Raw genomic sequence first — 15,814 nt, 5'->3', positions numbered from 1 at the left:
CCGAGGAGTCGCCGGGCGGCGAGGACAGGACAATGGTCCCGTGACCTACCACTATCGCGTGCTCGGCACCACCCGGGCCGTTCGCCAGGACGGGACCGAGGCGCCGCTCAGCGGGGCGCGACTGCGGGCGCTGGTCTGCGCGCTCGCCGCCGCCGGGGGCCGGGCCGTGGGGGCGGGGCAGCTGGCGGCTCAGATCTGGGGCGAGGACGCGCACGCGCCCGCCGACGAGATCGCCGCGCTCCAGGCTCTGGTGGGGCGGGTACGGCGGGCTCTCGGGAGCGCGGCCGTGGCCTCGGCACCCGGCGGCTACCGGCTGAACGCGCACCGCGACGAGATCGACCTCTTCCGCTTCGAACGACTCGCCGCCGAGGGCACGGCGGCCCTCGGCACGGGCGATCTCCGACAGGCGGCCACGCTGCTGGACGAGGCCCTGGCGCTCTGGGACGGGCCCGCGCTCGCGGACCTCCCGGGCCGGGACACCGACCCACGGGCCGTGCGCGCCGAACAGCGGCACGCCGAGGCCCGCCGCGGCCGGCTGGCCACCGATGTCGAGGAGGGCAGGCCGGAACGGGCCCTGGCCGCTCTCGCCGCCCTCACCGCCGGGCAGCCGCTCGACGAGCCGCTCCACGCGCTGCGTATCCGGGCCCTGCGCGCGGCCGGTCGACCCGCCGAGGCCCTTCAGGCGTACGAGGAGATACGCGCCCGGCTCGCCGAGCGCCTGGGCACAGGACCCGGCCGTGAGCTGCGCGCCCTGCACGCCGCGCTGCTGGCCGACGACGAGCCCGCGCCCGCCGGCCCGGGGGCGTCGACGCCCCGCCCCGCCGCCCGACCCGCCCCCGCAGTCCCACTTGGTCCCGCCGCCCGACCCGGTCCCGCTTCCCGGTCCGCGCCCACCGACCCGGCCGTCCCCGGGAACATCAGAGCCCGTCTCACCTCCTTCGTCGGCCGCGAGCCGGAGCTGGCCGGGCTCGCCGCCGAACTGCCGGCCGCGCGGCTGATCACGCTGACCGGCCCCGGCGGCGCCGGAAAGACCCGGCTCGCGCTCGAAGCCGCCCGCGCGGCCGCCGGGACATGGCCGGACGGCGCCTGGCTGGCCGAACTGGCGCCCGTACGTGACCCCGCCGCCGTCGCCGAGGCGGTGCTCACCGCGCTCGGCGCCCGCGAGACCGTGGTACGGGGCCCGGCGGCCGGAGACGCCGCGCCGCGCGACCCGCTGACACGGCTCGCCGAGTACTGCTCCCAGCGCCGGCTGCTGATCGTGCTCGACAACTGCGAGCATGTGATCGACACCGCCGCCGGGCTGGCGGAGACACTGCTCACCGGCTGCCCCGGAGTGAGCGTGCTGGCCACCAGCCGCGAACCGCTCGGCGTGCCGGGCGAGTCCGTACGCACCGTCGGACCCCTGCCGCGGGACATGGCGCTCCACCTGCTCGCCGAGCGCGGCGCCGCCGCCAGGACCGGATTCCGTACCTCCGACGATCCGGTCGCGTGCGCCGAGATCTGCCACCGGCTCGACGGACTGCCGCTCGCCATCGAGCTGGCCGCCGCGCGGCTGCGCGCGTTCGAGCCCCGGCAGCTCGCGGACCGGCTGGACGACCGCTTCCGACTGCTCGGCGCGGGCAGCGGGGCCCGGACCGTACTGCCGAGACAGCGGACCCTGCGGGCCGTCGTCGACTGGTCCTGGGAACTGCTCACCGAGGGCGAACGGGCCGTACTGCGCCGTCTGTCGGTCTTCTCCGGCGGCTGCGCCCAGACGGAGGCCGAGGCCGTGTGCGCGCGCGGGCCCGAGGACGGGAACACGCTGGGGCTGCTCGCCTCCCTCGTCGACAAGTCGCTGGTCGTCGCCGAACCCGGGGGCGTGGACGGCATGCGCTACCGGCTGCTGGAGACCATTGGCGAGTACGCGGCCGAGCGACTGGACGCGTCGGGGGAGCGGACGGCCGTCGAACGCCGTCATCTGGCCGTCTACCGGGAGCTGGCCCGTACCGGCGACCCGGAGCTGCGCGGTCCGCGCCAGGCCCGGGTCCTGCGCCGGTTCGAGCGGGAGCACGACAATCTGCGGACCGCGCTGCGCACCGCCGTCGACCACAAGGAGGAGCAGGAAGCGCTCTGTCTGGTGCTCTCGATGGGCTGGTTCTGGCAGCTGCGCGACCACCGGTCCGAGGCCAGTGCCTGGTCCAGCGCCGCCGCCGCGCTCGGCCCCGATCCCTTCCGCGCTCCGGTACGGCCCGCCGTACCCCTGACCGAGCCGTGCACGGCGCACGCGCCGCCCTGGCCGGAGGAGTTGCTGTGGGAGGCGCGGCGCGGGGCCCGGCTGCTGGTGCTGGCGAGCCGCGGCGAGGCGGATGTCTCCGACCCGACCTGGCCCGGGACGCCGACCCGGCTGCGGGCGATCGTGGCGGCGTACCGCCCCGGGCTGCCGCAGGTCTGCCGTCAGCCGGGAACCATGTGGTTCATCGCCAAGCTGATGGTGGGGGACTTCCCGGGGATCGGCGCGGCTCTGGACGCACAGGTGCTTGCCTGCCGGGAGCGGGGGAGCGGCTGGGATCTCGGGCTGGCGCTGACGCTCAGGGCGCAGTTGGTGGGCGGCCGCCCGGACGGACCGGCCGGCGCGGCGCGTGACGCGGACGAGGCCCTGGCCTGGTTCGAGCGGTCGGGGGATCTTCATGGGATCGCCCAATCCCTGGGAGCGCGTGGCGAGTTGTACGAGCAACTGGGACGGTACGAGGAAGCCGCCACCGACTTCGCCCGCGCCATGGAGAGCTGTGCGCCGATCGGCGCGTACGCCCAAGTGCCCCTGTTCAAGGCCCGGCTGGCGTCCGTACGCCTGGAGTCGGCGGGGGATCCGGGCGCGGAGCGGGACGCCGAACGGCTGCTGATCGAGGCGGTCGAGGAGGCCGCCGAGGCGGCCGGGTACGCCGAGAGCACCGCCCGGCTGCTGCTCGCCAAGCGCTTCGGACGCACCGGCAGGACGGATCAGGCGCGTACACAACTGCGCGCACTGGAAACGGGCGCGGCGCGGGAGGGCGCGGCCTGGGAGGGCGCGGCGGGCGAGGGCGGGGACGGCGCCAGGGAGGGCGCCAGGGACGCCGCCGCCTCCACCCCCGCCCTCGCCGAGCAACCGTTCCTCGGGGGTGTGGTCGCGGGCATGCGGGGCTGGCTGGACTGTCTGGACGGCGAGTTCGAGGGAGCGCGGGAGTGGACCGCCCAGGCCGTACGGCGCCTGGACAGCGTGGTTTTTCTCGTCACGCCCCAGCTGATCGTCCATCAGTTTCCGTGCGCCGCCTGGGCCAAGGCCCGTCTGGGGGCCGCCGAGGACGCGGCGCGACTGCTCGGCGCGTACGCCCGCCATATCGCCCTGCCGGAGGGCTTCCGTCTCGGGACCCTCCCGTCCGTCCCGGACGCGGAGATCCTCACCAGGGCCGAGGAGGCGGTACGCGCGGCGCTCGACGAACAGACCTACGCCCGCGCCCACGCCGAGGGCGGCGGCCTCCTGGTGAAGGAGGCCGCCGCCCTCGTCTGACGCTACGTCAGATTCGTTGCGTCCGACAGGCGTTCATGTGCCTCCGCCAGATCCTCCCGCGTCGGGGCGTCGTCCTGGGTGAGGTCGAGCCGCCAGTAGCCGGAGAAGTGGACCGCCCGCTTGTCGAGCCCGCGCTCCGCGACGAGATGGCGCCGCAGCGCGCGGACCGCGCCCGCCTCGCCGGCCAGCCAGGCGAGGACCGAGCCCGCCGGGAACTCGGCGGCGCGCACCGCCGCCACCAGCGGGCCGCCGCGCCCGGCGGGCGCCCCGCCGCGGTGCAGCCAGTGCACCGTCACCTCACCCGCCGTCTCGAACCGCTGCTCCTCCGCCGCGTCCACCACCTCGGCATAGACCACGGCGCGGGCCCCTTCCGGCAGCGCCTCGACGAGGGTGCCGATCGCCGGCAGGGCCGTCTCGTCGCCCGCCAGCAGCAGCCAGTCGGTCGTGCCCAGCGGTACGGGCGTGGCGAAGTACGCGGACGGTCCGAACATGCCGAGTACGTCACCCGGCGCGGCGCTCCGTGCCCATGAGGTCGCGGGGCCGGCGCCCGCGCCCTCGCCATGGAGCACGAAATCGATGTCGATCGTGGCATGCAGCGGATCGTGCGACCGGACGGTATAGCTGCGCGTCCAGGGCCGCTCCGCCTCGGGGATCGCCTGGAACGCGCCGTACCAGCGCATCACATCGCCGTCCGTACCGGCCTCCGGCAGCCGTGGGACGCGCTGCCCCGGCCGGGGGAAGTACAGCTTGACCTGCTGATCGGGCCCGTCCAGCGTGAAGTCGCCGAGGGAGGGGCCGCCGAAAGTGACGCGTGCCATATGCGGCGACATCCGCCGGATCCCGGTCACTTCGACGGTCCGTACCGGCAGCGCTCGTGGCGCGGCGCCGCCGCCTGGCTCAGGTGCGTTGTCTGTCATGCGGCCACGCTGACAGTCGGCTCCGACACGCCACCGACAGCGCGTCTACACCGACGCGACGCCCAGGTCCGGGCCCGCGGCTCCGACAGCGTCCACGGCGTCGGCGACGGTGTCGAGGAACCGGGCATGCGCGCGGTGGCTTCCCGGCGCTTCCGGGTTCCACGGCACGATCCGCGCCCGCTCCTCGATGGCGCGCCAGTGCGCGTTGCCCCGGAGCTGTTCGCGCGGCGCCGCGTTCGCGCGTACGTCGGCGAGCACGATGTCCGGTTCCAGCGAGGCCGCCTCGGCCCACTCGACCGTACGCCAGTTGGCCCCGCCGCCCTCCTCGGGCTCGATCAGCGCCACCCCCAGTTCGCCGACGGCCCGTAGATCGGGCCAGGTCAGCGGCCGGGCCAGATACGCCGTTTCCGGTCCGGCCGCCGAGAGAGCCAGCACCCGGGGCGCGTCGGGGCGGGCCGCCGACGCGCGCAGCCTGGCCTCCGCCCGCTCCAGGTCCGCCTCCGCGGGGCGCAGCGGCGCACGCAGCGAGCGGGCCAGCGCGGTGAACCGGTCCCTGATCCCGTCGAGCGAGCGGTTCTTCCCCACATCGAGGACGACGACGGGCACCCGCTCCTCCAGATGCTTGGCCGCCTCCGGGTCGATGCCGTAGACCTGCCCGCCGCCGTAGCTGACGGCGACGACGAGATCCGGATCGGCCGCGAACAGGGCGTCCAGATCGAGGGCGCCGCCCGCGCCGAAGGAGCGCAGTTCGGCGAGGGGCAGCTCGCCCGCCTTCGCCGGATCGGGGGTGTCCCCGTCATGGTGGGATCCGAAGATTCCCCGTGGACGCAGACCGTGGTCCCAGAGGGTCGCGCCCGCCTGTATGTAGGCCACCACCCGTGTCGGGTGGTTTCGTGCCACGGTGAGATGGCCGCGGTCGTCAGTGAACTCCCAGCTGTTGCCCGGGTTCATGCCTCGCCTCGTTCCGCTCGTGTTGGTGCGGTGTCCTGGGCGCCGAATCCGTACGCGGGTTCGTACAGGCGCCACCCAGTCTCTGCCCAGCACGGAGCGCGCGGACTCCCGCCATGTGCCGGGCCCCGCAGGGTTCTAGGGTTCGATCAGACCGGCCCGGATCGCGTAGCGCGTGAGTTCCAGCCGGTCCCGCAGCCCGAGTTTCTGCAGCAGGTTGGCGCGATGGCGTTCGACGGTCTTGGCGCTGATGACCAGGATTCCGGCGATCTCCTTGGAGGTGTGTCCCTCGGCCACCAGCTTGAGGATTTCCTCCTCGCGGGGTGTGAGGGCGCTGTCCGGGATGCTGTCGCCCTGGCGTACCCGGTCGAGATAGTTACGGATCAGGGCGGTCACGGCCCCGGGATAGAGGAACGGTTCGTCGCGCATCGCGGCCCGGCATGCCTCCACCAGGTCGCGGTCCGCGACGGACTTGAGGACATAGCCGCTCGCCCCGGCCTTCAACGCCTCGAAGAAATACTGCTCGTTGTCGTACATGGTCAGCATCAGAATGCGGGTCTCCGGCCGGCGCCTGGCGAGTTCGCGTGCCGCTTGAAGGCCGGTCAGCCGGGGCATCGCGATATCCAGGATGGCCAGGTCGGGTTGGTGGGTACGGGCCATCTCGATGGCTTCCGCGCCGTCGCCCGCCTCGGCGACGACCGTCAGATCCGGTTCGTTGTCGAGGATCAGCCGGACTCCCCGGCGGACCAGGGCGTGATCGTCCGCCAGGAGGATGCGGGTCTGGGTCGCCTCGGGCATGGTCAGTCGATCCCCTTGATCTCTTCGCTCTTGGTGTTCCCCGTGTTCTCGCACTCGTTCCCGGTGCTCCGGTCGCTGTCGCCGCCGATCGGTACGCGCAGCCGTACGTCCGTTCCGCCGCCGGTCCCACCGCTTCGCGCGTGGCCCTGTCCCACCGACAGCTCGGCGCCGATGAGTAGGGCCCGTTCGCGCATCCCCCGGATGCCCGCGCCCTCCGTCGCCGTACCGATCCCGCGCCCGTCGTCCCTGAGACGCAACTCCACGCCCCCGGGAGTGCGCCGGAGCGTGAGAGCCACCTGCCGCGCGTCGGCGTGGCGCACGATATTGGTGAGACCTTCCTGCGCGACCCGGTAGAGCACCAGCTCGACATCCTCGCCCAGCCGGGGCAGCGCGCTGTCGAAGCCGCACCGTACGAGCAGGCCGGAGTGCGTGGTGATCTCGCCGGTCAGCGCCTTGAGCGCGCTGATCAGACCCAGTTCCTCCAGCACACCGGGACGGAGCCGACGGGCGATCCGGCGGATCTCGTCCAGACTGTCCCGGGTGGTCTCCTGCACATGGCGCAGTTCGTCACGCAGCGGCGCGGGCGAGCGGTCGGCGACGCGCTTCAACTCAAGCAGCACCGCCGTGAGGGTCTGACCGATCTCGTCGTGCAACTCCTGTGCGACCCGCCGTCGTTCGGCCTCCTGGGCGGAGAGCGCGAGCCCGCTGCTGGCGGCCCGTTCGGCCTCAAGCCGGTCGAGCATGGTGTTGAACGTCCGGATCAGGTCGGCGATCTCGCCGTGCCCCGATACCGCCGGCCTGCGCCCGGGGCGCAGCAGATCGGTCGTGGTCATGGCGCGGGTGAGCCGTTGCAGCGGAGCGAGTCCGATGCGCAGCAGCGCGGCGTTGGCGACGAGCATGGCCGCCAGCCCCAGGGCCATGATCAGCGCTTCGGTGAGCAGTACGGGGGCGGACACGGTGACGGGGCCGAGCAGCAGCAGGGCGGTGGCCGCGAACAGGACCGCGGCGTTGAGCAGAAAGATCCGCCAGAACAGGGACACGGAACGCGGGCCTCCTCGCAGTAGACGCCCCCCACTATCGCCCCCACTGTCGCCGGCCACTGTCGCCCGCCCGGCGAGAGCGGTCCGACCACCACGGGAACTCAGGCACCGTGGGGGGCGCACGCCCGCGCATCTACACGTTGGCCACCCCCTGATGTGGGTGTCGGCTCCGATGGCGGCCGGGTGCCCCGGCGGGTGATCGTGTGAAGGACCCGACGAGAGGGAACTCGTGGCAGCCTTCGAAGACCGGCGACTCGGCGATCTCGCCGCACAGCTGCGCCGGGACGACCCCCGGTTCGCGCGCGCCCTGGCGACGGGCTCCCCCTGCCGGCCGCGCGAGTACCGCCACGGCGCCGCCTGGCTGCTGCTGGCCGTCGCACTCGGCGGATTCGTTCTCGGCGTCGTCATCGGACATGGGCTCCTCATCGCCGGCGGTCTCGTGCTGGCCGGGTTGGCCGCCCACCTCTTCGACCCCGACCGGGGCCGCGTCCGGCGCGGCATCGCCCGCACCTCGGAGTAGCCCCTTTCCGGACGGATCACGCTTTTCCTCCCGTAAGGCCCAATCGGCACATTTTATTTTACGTTAAAATGGCGATCGGGTGACCAGCGCTCCCTTGAGTGTTGGTGTGCCCATGGCAGTGATTCTGGGCGAACGGTCGGTCACGCGGGGCTTGAGGGGGCGGTTTCCATATGCGCGCTTCCCAGCCTGTCCGCCGCGCCGGGTCGACTGACGCCGCGTCAGTCCCGTCACGGGTGCCCTTACCGGAGCGTCCCGCACCGCCGCCTCTCCCGGCGGTGCTTGCGCACGGCGCATGACGCGGAATCCCTGTCCGGCGGCGGACGGCGCACCGCCCCGCCCTGCCGCCAGGCGGGCCCGTCCACGGGGCCGCCGTGCCCGCACACCCTCACACCACGCCCGCATGGAGCGTTCTCAATGGAGCCCACAGCTCACGTCAGCAAAACCCCTCTGCCCGGCGTCGGCACCCGCTACGACCTCAGCACCGACGCGGGCAAGCATCTGTCGGTCGTCGTGCACCAGGACGGCCGGCGCATCCTCTCCTTCCACGATCCCGAGGACGACGACAACTGCCGGGACGCCGCGACCCTCGCCCCGCACGAGGCGACCGCGCTCTCCAAGCTCCTGACGCCCGATCCCGTCGCGCATCTGTACCAGCACCTCGAAATCGATCTGCTCACCGAGCACATCCAGATCACCAAGCGGTCCCCGTATGTCGGCCGGACGCTCGGAACCGCCCAGGTGCGGACCCGTACCGGTGCCTCGATCGTCGCCGTCCTGCGCCGCACCGACGCCTTTCCCTCACCCACCCCGGACTTCCGCTTCGCCCTCGGGGACACGCTTGTCGTCGTCGGCACCCGCGAAGGCGTGGACGCCGTCGCCGAACTGATCGCCGGAGGATAAGCGCCCGTGCACGACACCACCGCACTGCTCATCGAACTCGGGGCCATCATTCTGACCCTCGGGATACTCGGCCGGCTCGCGGGCCGGGTGGGCTTCTCCGCCATTCCGCTCTATCTGCTCGCCGGGCTCGCCTTCGGCCACGGCGGGCTGCTTCCGCTCAACGCGAGCGAGGAGTTCGTCGCCACCGGCGCGGAGATCGGCGTCATTCTGCTGCTGCTCCTGCTGGGGCTGGAGTACAGCGCATCCGAACTCGTCTCGAACCTCAAGACCCAATACCCCTCCGGCATCGTCGACTTCGTACTGAACGCCGTGCCGGGCGCCGCCGCCGCGCTGATCCTGGGCTGGGGGCCGGTCGCCGCGGTGGCCCTGGCCGGGGTGACCTGGATCTCCTCCTCCGGTGTGATCGCCAAGGTCCTCGGCGATCTCGGCCGGCTCGGCAACCGCGAGACACCCGTGATCCTCGGGGTCCTCGTCATAGAAGACCTCGCCATGGCCGTCTATCTGCCGCTTCTCACGGCGCTGCTCGCCGGACTCAGCCTCGCGGGCGGGAGCCTCACGCTGCTGATCTCGCTCGGCACGGTCGGCGCCGTCCTCTATCTGGCGCTGCGTCACGGCCGGCTGATCAGCCGCGCGGTCTCCTCCGACAACCCGGAGATGCTGCTCCTGGTCGTCCTCGGTCTCACGGTCCTGGTCGCCGGAGTCGCCCAGGAGCTCCAGGTATCCGCCGCCGTCGGCGCGTTCCTCGTCGGTATCGCGCTCTCCGGCGAGGTCGCCGAGGGCGCGCACAACCTGCTCGCCCCGCTGCGCGATCTGTTCGCCGCCGTCTTCTTCGTCTTCTTCGGTCTGAACACCGACCCGGCCGCCATTCCGCCGGTTCTCGTCCCGGCCCTCATCCTGGCGACCGTCACCACCCTGACGAAGATCGGCACCGGCTGGTACGCGGCCAAGCGGGCCGGAGTGCGGACCGCCGGTCGCTGGCGCACCGGTGGCACGCTGGTGGCGCGTGGTGAGTTCTCCATCGTCATCGCCGGACTGGCGGTCGGGGTGGAGCCGCGGATCGGGCCGCTGGCCACCGCGTACGTACTCATCCTGGTGATCCTCGGGCCGCTGGCGGCCCGCTGGACGGAACCGCTGGCCCGGCGTCTTACGACGCGCAAGCCCGCTCCCGCCGCGCCCGCGCCGACGGCTCCCGCTGTCGCCGCCTCCGCGTCGCCGGAGCCGTCCGTGGCGGAACCGCCCGCCACGGAAGCGAATGACGCGGCGCCCAGCCATCCCTGAGCCCTGGGCTCCGACGTGATCGGGTCACAGGACGCGCGCCCTCGTCCTGTGACCCGAACTGAAATCTACAGGACTGTAGAAAGAATCGGGAGTGCGCCTCGCGCGAGCGCGGGGGTCGCCCGGCTCAGTAGGATGTACGACCTGCCCCCGTGAGGTGACGGCGCGGCGGGAGGGAGACATCGTGAGGGTGCACGGCAGTCCGGACGAGCGTCCCCGCCGACGCGGCCAGGGCGAGCTGGAGGCCCAGGTGCTCGCCGCGCTGCGGCAGGCGCCGGGTCCCGTCACGGCCGCCTGGGTACAGGAGCGGATCGGCGGGCCGCTCGCGTACACGACCGTGATGACCATCCTGACCCGGCTCCAGGCCAAGCGCGCGGTGACGCGGGAGCGCGCGGGCCGCTCCTTCGAATGGCGCGCGGCCTCGGACGAGGCGGGGCTCGCCGCCCTCCGGATGCGCAAGGTGCTCGACGGGGAAGCGGACCGCGAGGCCGTACTGGCGCGGTTTGTCACCGCCCTCTCGCCGGACGACGAACGGCTGCTGCGCGAGCTCCTCGTCCTGCCGGAGGACGGCCTCGACCTCGGCCCCGGACCCGGAGCCGTTCCCGGGGACGAACCCGAGGGCGGGACGGAGGCCTGACGGAATGGGGTTGTTCGTCTTTCTGCCGCTCGTCCTCCCGCTGACCGCACTGCCGATCGCGCGTCTGGCCGAAGTCCATCTCCATCCCCGTCTCGCCACCCGGCTGCTGTCGGCGCTGGCCGGAGTCCTCGCGCTGTGCAGCACCCTCTGTCTGGGGCTGCTGGTGGTGGTCGGTACGGCGCAGCTGCCCGGCAATCCGCTGCCCGACGCCTGGTCGGACCCGGAGGTCAGGGAGGCGGTCCCGTACGACGAGGTGGCGGGCAAGGCGGCCATCGTCGCCCTCTCCGGCGTCGCCGTCGCCTGTGCGGCCGCTGCCGCGCGCCACCGGCGTGTACGCCGCCGCGCGCACCGCGCGCTGGCCGGACTGCCCGACGGAGAGCTCGCCGTACTGACCGACGACGCGCCGTACGCCTACGCCCTGCCGGGCTCCCGGGTGTCCGCAGGGGCCGACGTCGTGCGGGGGCGGATCGTGGTCTCCACGGCGATGCTCGCATGCCTGGACGACCAGGAACGTGCCGCCCTGATCGCGCACGAGCACGCGCATCTCACCGGCCGGCACCATCGGTTCCTGCTGGCGGTGCGGCTCGCCGCGCGGGCCAATCCGCTGCTGCGGCCGCTCAGGTCGGCGGTCGCGTACACCACCGAACGCTGGGCGGACGAGGAGGCGGCCAAGGCCACCGGCGAGCGTACGGTCGTGGCCCGCGCCATCGGCAAGGCCGCGTTGATCTCCCGGGCGACCCCCACGCCGACCCTGGCCGGTTTCGCCGCTTCGGTGCCGGGACCGGGACCGGTCCCGCGCAGGGTGGCCGCGCTGCTGGGACCCGAGCCCTCGGCGGTCCGCTGGCCACCGATGTTCACGGCGGTGGGGCTCGCGGTCTGGGCGGCGGCCGCCGGAACGCTCGGCTCCGCTCTGTCCTCGGCGAACGCGACCGTCACGCTCTTCCTCGTACTGAAGGCGGCCACCCCCCTCTGACCGGGCGCGCCCCCGGGCCCGCCCCCCGCCTCGCGTCGGCGGTCAGTTCCGCGCGGGCTCCCCGCTCCCGGCTTCGGCTTCGGCCCCGGTCGCCTCACGGGCCTCTGCCGCCCGCGCGATATTACGGGCCATCCCGCCGAACACCACCGCGTGGAACGGCGAGACACTCCACCAGTACGCGTGGCCCAGCAGCCCCCGTGGATGGAACAGCGCCCGCTGCCGGAACACCGTACGGCCCTGACCGTCCCGGTCCGCACGCAGCTCCAGCCAGGCCAGCCCCGGCAGTCTCATCTCCGCGCGCAGCCGCAGCAGCCGGCCCGGCTCGATCTCCTCCACCCGCCAGAAGTCCAGCGAGTCGCCCACCCGTAGCCGCGCGGCATCGCGTCTGCCCCGACGCAGTCCGACCCCACCGACGAACCGGTCGAGCCATCCCCGTACCGCCCAGGCCGACCGGAACGAGTACCAGCCGTTGTCACCGCCGATGCCCTCGATCACGCGCCACAGGGACGCGCCCGACGCGTGCACGGTCAGTGCACGGCGGTCGGTGTAGAGGCTGCCGCCCGCCCAGTCCGGATCGGTGGGCAGCGGATCGCTCGGCGCGCCCGGTACGGAGGCGGACGACCAGCGCGTGGTCACCTGGGCGTCCTGGACGCGCCGCAGGGCCAGTTCGACCGCGCGGTCGAACGGGATCGGACCTCCCGGGGGATCGGGGATGTACCACGTGATGTCCCGTTCGCGGCTGACGACCTCATGACGCAGGGACTCCGCCAGCGGCCGGGCGATCGAACGGGGGACCGGTGTCACCAGACCGATCCAGTGGCTCGACAGCCCCGGCGTCAGGACGGGCACCGGAAGGATCAGCCGCCGGGGCAGCCCGGCCACCGCCGCGTACCGGCGCATCATGTCCCGGTACGTCAGCACGTCGGGGCCGCCGATGTCGAAGGCCCGGCAGACCTCGGCGGGCAGCCGCGCGCAGCCCACGAGCAGGCGCAGCACATCACGGACCGCGATCGGCTGGATGGACGTACGCACCCAGCTCGGCGTCACCATCACCGGCAGCCGCTCCGTCAGATAGCGCAGCATCTCGAACGAGGCGGACCCCGAGCCGATGATGACCGCCGCGCGCAGCACCGCGGTCGGCACCCCGGAGCCGAGGAGGATACGGCCGACCTCGGCACGCGAGCGCAGATGCGGCGAGAGCTCACGCTCCGGGACCCCCGCCGGGGTGAGACCACCGAGATAGACGACGCGCCGTACGCCCGCGGCCCTGGCCCGTTCCGCGAAGATCCCGGCGGCCCGGCGGTCCGTGGCCGCGAAGTCCCGCCCCGTACCCAGCGCATGCACCAGGTAGTACGCCACGTCGATGCCGTCCAGGGCCGCCGCGACCGACTCGGGGTCGGTCACATCGCCCCGTACCACCTCGGCGCGGCCGGCCCAGGGATGGTCACGGAGCTTGTCCGGCGACCGGGCCAGGCAGCGCACCGTGTGGCCGGCATCCAGCAGCTCGGGCACCAGCCGGCCGCCGAGGTATCCCGTGGCCCCGGTGACCAGACAGCGCGCCCGCTCCGAAGGGGCATCCGTGGCCGAAGCCGCCGAACGGGCCGAAGCCGCCGGGAGGTCCGATGCGTCCGATGTCATGCGCCGCTCCCAGGGCTCCCGTTCGAGGTGTCTCAGTTCCTCAGGCGTCCGCGCGTCGGCGCGGCCGGATCGTTCCGGCCCACTTGACGGGGGTTTCCTGCGGTTCTGACGGGTCATTCCTTGCGGTACTGGTACGCCTCCGCCGCCGCGGCCGCCACCGCGTCGAGCTCGCCGCCCGCCGACGCGGTGACCATCGCGGCCACCGCGCCCTCCACGAAGGGCGCGTCCACCAGCCGGGCGCCCTCCGGCAGTTCGTCCCCCTCGGCGAGCAGCGACTTCACCGTGAGCACGGCGCTGCCGAGATCCACCAGGATCGCGATCCCGGCCCCCCGGTCCACCTCCGCGGCGGCGGCCACGATCAGCTCGGAACTGGTGCCGAGCCCGCCGTCCGGGGTGCCGCCCGCGGCGGCCACCGGCGCGGTCGCCCCACCGCCCGCCAGCCCCCGCGCCAGTGCGGCGACGGCCACGGCGACCGGCCCGCTGTGCGACACCAGCACGATGCCCACCGGCGCCTCGATGCTCATTCCGTCGCCCCCGTGGCGCCCGTGGCGCCCGCCGCCGTTTCCGCCAGTGAGCTGATCAGCAGGGCGGAGGAGGTGGCCCCCGGATCCTGGTGCCCGATGCTTCGCTCGCCCAGATAGCTCGCCCTGCCCTTGCGCGCCTGGAGCGGTACGGTCGCCAGGGCCCCTTGGTCCGCCGCTTCCGCCGCCGCCGCGAACGAGGTGCCCAGCGCCTCGACCGCGGGCTCCAGCGCGTCGAGCATCGTCTTGTCGCCGGCCTTCGCCCCGCCCAGCTGGGCCACCGCCGCCACCCCTGTCCGCAGCGCCTTGGTCAGCTGCGCGGACGTCACTTCGGTGGCGTCGCCGAGCGCCTTGCCCGTGCGCCGCAGGAGCGTCCCGTACAGCGGCCCCGACGCGCCGCCCACCGCGGAGATGAGCTGGCGGCCCGCCAGCATCAGTACCGCGCCGGGACCGGCCGGCCGCTCCTTCTCCAGTACGGTCACGACCGCCCGGAAACCGCGCTGCATATTGGTGCCGTGGTCCGCGTCGCCGATGGCCGAGTCCAACTCGGTCAGCCGGTCCGCCGCACGCTCCACCGCGGCGGCCGCCGCGGTCAGCCAGTCGCGGAAGAAGCCGGTGTCGAGCACCCGGCCGGGATTCTGATCGGTCACGTGATCTCCTCACCCCGTGGGTCGTTCCCTGCCGACCCTGCTGTCCGTCCCTGCCGTGCCGGATTCCCGTCGGTACTCAGCGGCCCCAGCGGAGCGCGGCGGTCTCGACCGGCGCGTCCCACAGCCGCAGCAGTTCCTCGTCGACCTGGCAGAGAGTCACCGAGCACCCTGCCATGTCCAGCGAGGTCACATAGTTGCCGACGAGCGTACGGGCCACCGCTACGCCACGCTCGCCCAGCACCCGCTGGACCTCGGCGTTGAAGCCGTACAGCTCCAGCAGCGGTGTGCCGCCCATGCCATTGACCAGAGCGATCACCGGGCCCGACGGCCGCAGATCCTCCAGCACCGCGTGCACGGCGAAGTCCGCGATCTCGTGCGACGTCATCATCGCGCGCCGCTCACGGCCGGGCTCGCCATGGATCCCGATGCCCAGCTCCAGCTCGCCCTCGGGCAGGTCGAAGGTCGGGCTGCCCTTGGCGGGTGTGCTGACGGCGGTCAGGGCGACACCGAAGCTTCGCGCGCTCTCGTTCACCCGTCGGCCGATCGCCTCGACGCGCTCCAGCGGCTGCCCCTCCTCGGCGGCGGCACCCGCCATCTTCTCGACGAACAAGGTGGCGCCGGTACCGCGCCGACCTGCCGTGAACAGGCTGTCGGTCACCGCCACATCGTCGTCGACCAGCACCTTCGCGATCCGCACCCCCTCGTCCTCGGCCAGCTCGGCCGCCATGTCGAAGTTCAGGACGTCCCCGGTGTAGTTCTTGACGATGAACAGCACCCCGGCCCCACTGTCGACCGCGGCGGCGGCCCGCACCATCTGATCGGGCACGGGAGACGTGAACACCTCGCCGGGACACGCGGCGGAGAGCATCCCGGGCCCGACGAATCCGGCGTGCAACGGCTCATGCCCGGATCCGCCCCCGGACACGAGCCCCACCTTCCCCGCGACGGGCGCGTCGCCCCGTACCACCACACGGTTGTCCACATCGACGGAGAGCCCGGGATGCGCGGCGGCCATACCTCGCAGGGCATCCGCGACGACCGTCTCCGGCACATTGATGAGCATCTTCATGAGTTCCTCCCGGATAGGTTGGCGGCTCTGCCCCTGACCGTGGTTCTCGCGAGCGGCTTTCGACGGTACGGACGCTGACCGGACGCGGGCCTTTCTGACGCATGGTCAGCTCCTTGGGGACGGGGGTGAAGACGCTCCGCGGCGGTCCGGCGTTCGGATCCAGTATCGATCCAACCCCGCCCTCCGGCACGGTCTGGAGAACAATGGCTTGTTGCCGGAGGCGACGTACATTTATTCGAGTGGGGCGGGGCGCCGCGGAGCGCGGGCAGGGAGCCGGTCGCGCGGTCTCAGCGACCGGTCAGCACGACCATCTGGTTCCCGCTGACCGGGGTGGTCCGGGCGTTTCGGGGCGGTGCCGACGAGGCGGGGCGAGGGTGGCGGGATCGGCCGGTACGGAGCGGCCAC

General features: G+C 73.1%; 14 protein-coding genes. 6 read left to right on the top strand and 8 right to left on the bottom strand.

The window, feature by feature from the left end:
• The first annotated feature begins 40 nt into the window (after positions 1–40).
• Positions 41–3,523 (top strand): AfsR/SARP family transcriptional regulator, encoded by a 3,483-nt coding sequence (locus ABTZ59_RS12960; RefSeq protein ID WP_351395205.1) that lies wholly within the window; start codon positions 41–43, stop codon positions 3,521–3,523.
• A gap of 2 nt (positions 3,524–3,525) precedes the next feature.
• Here the strand turns inward: ABTZ59_RS12960 and ABTZ59_RS12955 are convergent, their stop codons facing one another.
• The 4 genes from ABTZ59_RS12955 to ABTZ59_RS12940 form a co-directional block, all read right to left on the bottom strand.
• A complete protein-coding gene (locus tag ABTZ59_RS12955) occupies positions 3,526–4,440 on the bottom strand; it encodes a siderophore-interacting protein (protein WP_351395203.1) in 915 nt (304 codons plus the stop codon).
• Positions 4,441–4,485: 45 nt separating this feature from the next.
• Positions 4,486–5,391: an ABC transporter substrate-binding protein gene (locus ABTZ59_RS12950; RefSeq protein ID WP_351395200.1), complete on the bottom strand. Its 906-nt coding sequence runs from the start codon at positions 5,389–5,391 to the stop codon at positions 4,486–4,488.
• Positions 5,392–5,526: 135 nt separating this feature from the next.
• On the bottom strand, positions 5,527–6,186 hold the full coding sequence (locus tag ABTZ59_RS12945) for a response regulator (RefSeq protein ID WP_351395197.1): 660 nt from the start codon (positions 6,184–6,186) through the stop codon (positions 5,527–5,529).
• Positions 6,187–6,188: 2 nt separating this feature from the next.
• Positions 6,189–7,226: a HAMP domain-containing sensor histidine kinase gene (locus tag ABTZ59_RS12940; protein WP_351395194.1), complete on the bottom strand. Its 1,038-nt coding sequence runs from the start codon at positions 7,224–7,226 to the stop codon at positions 6,189–6,191.
• A 229-nt stretch (positions 7,227–7,455) separates the two neighbouring features.
• Here ABTZ59_RS12940 and ABTZ59_RS12935 point away from each other — a divergent pair, with 229 nt between their 5' ends.
• From ABTZ59_RS12935 to ABTZ59_RS12915, 5 genes are all read left to right on the top strand, one after another.
• Positions 7,456–7,746, top strand: coding sequence for a DUF3040 domain-containing protein (locus tag ABTZ59_RS12935; RefSeq protein ID WP_351395192.1), 291 nt, complete (start codon positions 7,456–7,458; stop codon positions 7,744–7,746).
• Between the two features lie 414 nt (positions 7,747–8,160).
• Positions 8,161–8,646 carry a cation:proton antiporter regulatory subunit gene (locus tag ABTZ59_RS12930; RefSeq protein ID WP_249949942.1) on the top strand — a complete coding sequence of 162 codons (486 nt, stop codon included), beginning with the start codon at positions 8,161–8,163 and terminating at the stop codon, positions 8,644–8,646.
• 6 nt (positions 8,647–8,652) lie between these two features.
• Positions 8,653–9,924, top strand: a complete 1,272-nt coding sequence (locus ABTZ59_RS12925) for a cation:proton antiporter (protein WP_351395188.1) — start codon at positions 8,653–8,655, stop codon at positions 9,922–9,924.
• Positions 9,925–10,111: 187 nt separating this feature from the next.
• On the top strand, positions 10,112–10,558 hold the full coding sequence (locus tag ABTZ59_RS12920; RefSeq protein ID WP_503002744.1) for a BlaI/MecI/CopY family transcriptional regulator: 447 nt from the start codon (positions 10,112–10,114) through the stop codon (positions 10,556–10,558).
• 4 nt (positions 10,559–10,562) lie between these two features.
• Complete coding sequence (locus ABTZ59_RS12915; RefSeq protein ID WP_351395183.1) at positions 10,563–11,531, top strand: M56 family metallopeptidase; 969 nt, start codon at positions 10,563–10,565, stop codon at positions 11,529–11,531.
• 42 nt (positions 11,532–11,573) lie between these two features.
• Here ABTZ59_RS12915 and ABTZ59_RS12910 read toward each other — a convergent pair whose 3' ends face one another.
• From ABTZ59_RS12910 to dhaK, 4 genes are all read right to left on the bottom strand, one after another.
• Positions 11,574–13,169, bottom strand: coding sequence for an SDR family oxidoreductase (locus ABTZ59_RS12910; protein ID WP_351395181.1), 1,596 nt, complete (start codon positions 13,167–13,169; stop codon positions 11,574–11,576).
• Positions 13,170–13,282: 113 nt separating this feature from the next.
• Positions 13,283–13,693, bottom strand: coding sequence for a PTS-dependent dihydroxyacetone kinase phosphotransferase subunit DhaM (locus ABTZ59_RS12905; protein ID WP_351395178.1), 411 nt, complete (start codon positions 13,691–13,693; stop codon positions 13,283–13,285).
• Entirely contained in the window at positions 13,690–14,316 is a 627-nt protein-coding gene (gene dhaL, locus ABTZ59_RS12900) for a dihydroxyacetone kinase subunit DhaL (protein WP_351395509.1), read from the bottom strand. Before dhaL ends, ABTZ59_RS12905 begins: the two co-directional genes overlap by 4 nt.
• 100 nt (positions 14,317–14,416) lie before the next feature.
• Positions 14,417–15,409 (bottom strand): dihydroxyacetone kinase subunit DhaK, encoded by a 993-nt coding sequence (dhaK, locus tag ABTZ59_RS12895; RefSeq protein ID WP_351395175.1) that lies wholly within the window; start codon positions 15,407–15,409, stop codon positions 14,417–14,419.
• Between the last annotated feature and the right edge of the window lie 405 nt (positions 15,410–15,814).

Origin of the sequence: Streptomyces sp. NPDC094034 (genome assembly GCF_040303865.1) — a bacterium.
In the GTDB taxonomy this organism is placed as follows: domain Bacteria; phylum Actinomycetota; class Actinomycetes; order Streptomycetales; family Streptomycetaceae; genus Streptomyces.
The sequence above is the reverse complement of the archived record's forward strand: the minus strand, read 5'-3'. Positions and strand labels throughout refer to the sequence as shown.

Coding starts and splice junctions, on each gene's coding strand:
- ABTZ59_RS12955 (WP_351395203.1), bottom strand. CDS start 4,440: ATGACAGACAACGCACCTGAGCCAGGCGGCGGCGCCGCGCCACGAGCG.
- ABTZ59_RS12950 (WP_351395200.1), bottom strand. CDS start 5,391: ATGAACCCGGGCAACAGCTGGGAGTTCACTGACGACCGCGGCCATCTC.
- ABTZ59_RS12945 (WP_351395197.1), bottom strand. CDS start 6,186: ATGCCCGAGGCGACCCAGACCCGCATCCTCCTGGCGGACGATCACGCC.
- ABTZ59_RS12930 (WP_249949942.1), top strand. CDS start 8,161: ATGGAGCCCACAGCTCACGTCAGCAAAACCCCTCTGCCCGGCGTCGGC.
- ABTZ59_RS12915 (WP_351395183.1), top strand. CDS start 10,563: ATGGGGTTGTTCGTCTTTCTGCCGCTCGTCCTCCCGCTGACCGCACTG.
- ABTZ59_RS12910 (WP_351395181.1), bottom strand. CDS start 13,169: ATGACATCGGACGCATCGGACCTCCCGGCGGCTTCGGCCCGTTCGGCG.
- ABTZ59_RS12905 (WP_351395178.1), bottom strand. CDS start 13,693: ATGAGCATCGAGGCGCCGGTGGGCATCGTGCTGGTGTCGCACAGCGGG.
- dhaK (WP_351395175.1), bottom strand. CDS start 15,409: ATGAAGATGCTCATCAATGTGCCGGAGACGGTCGTCGCGGATGCCCTG.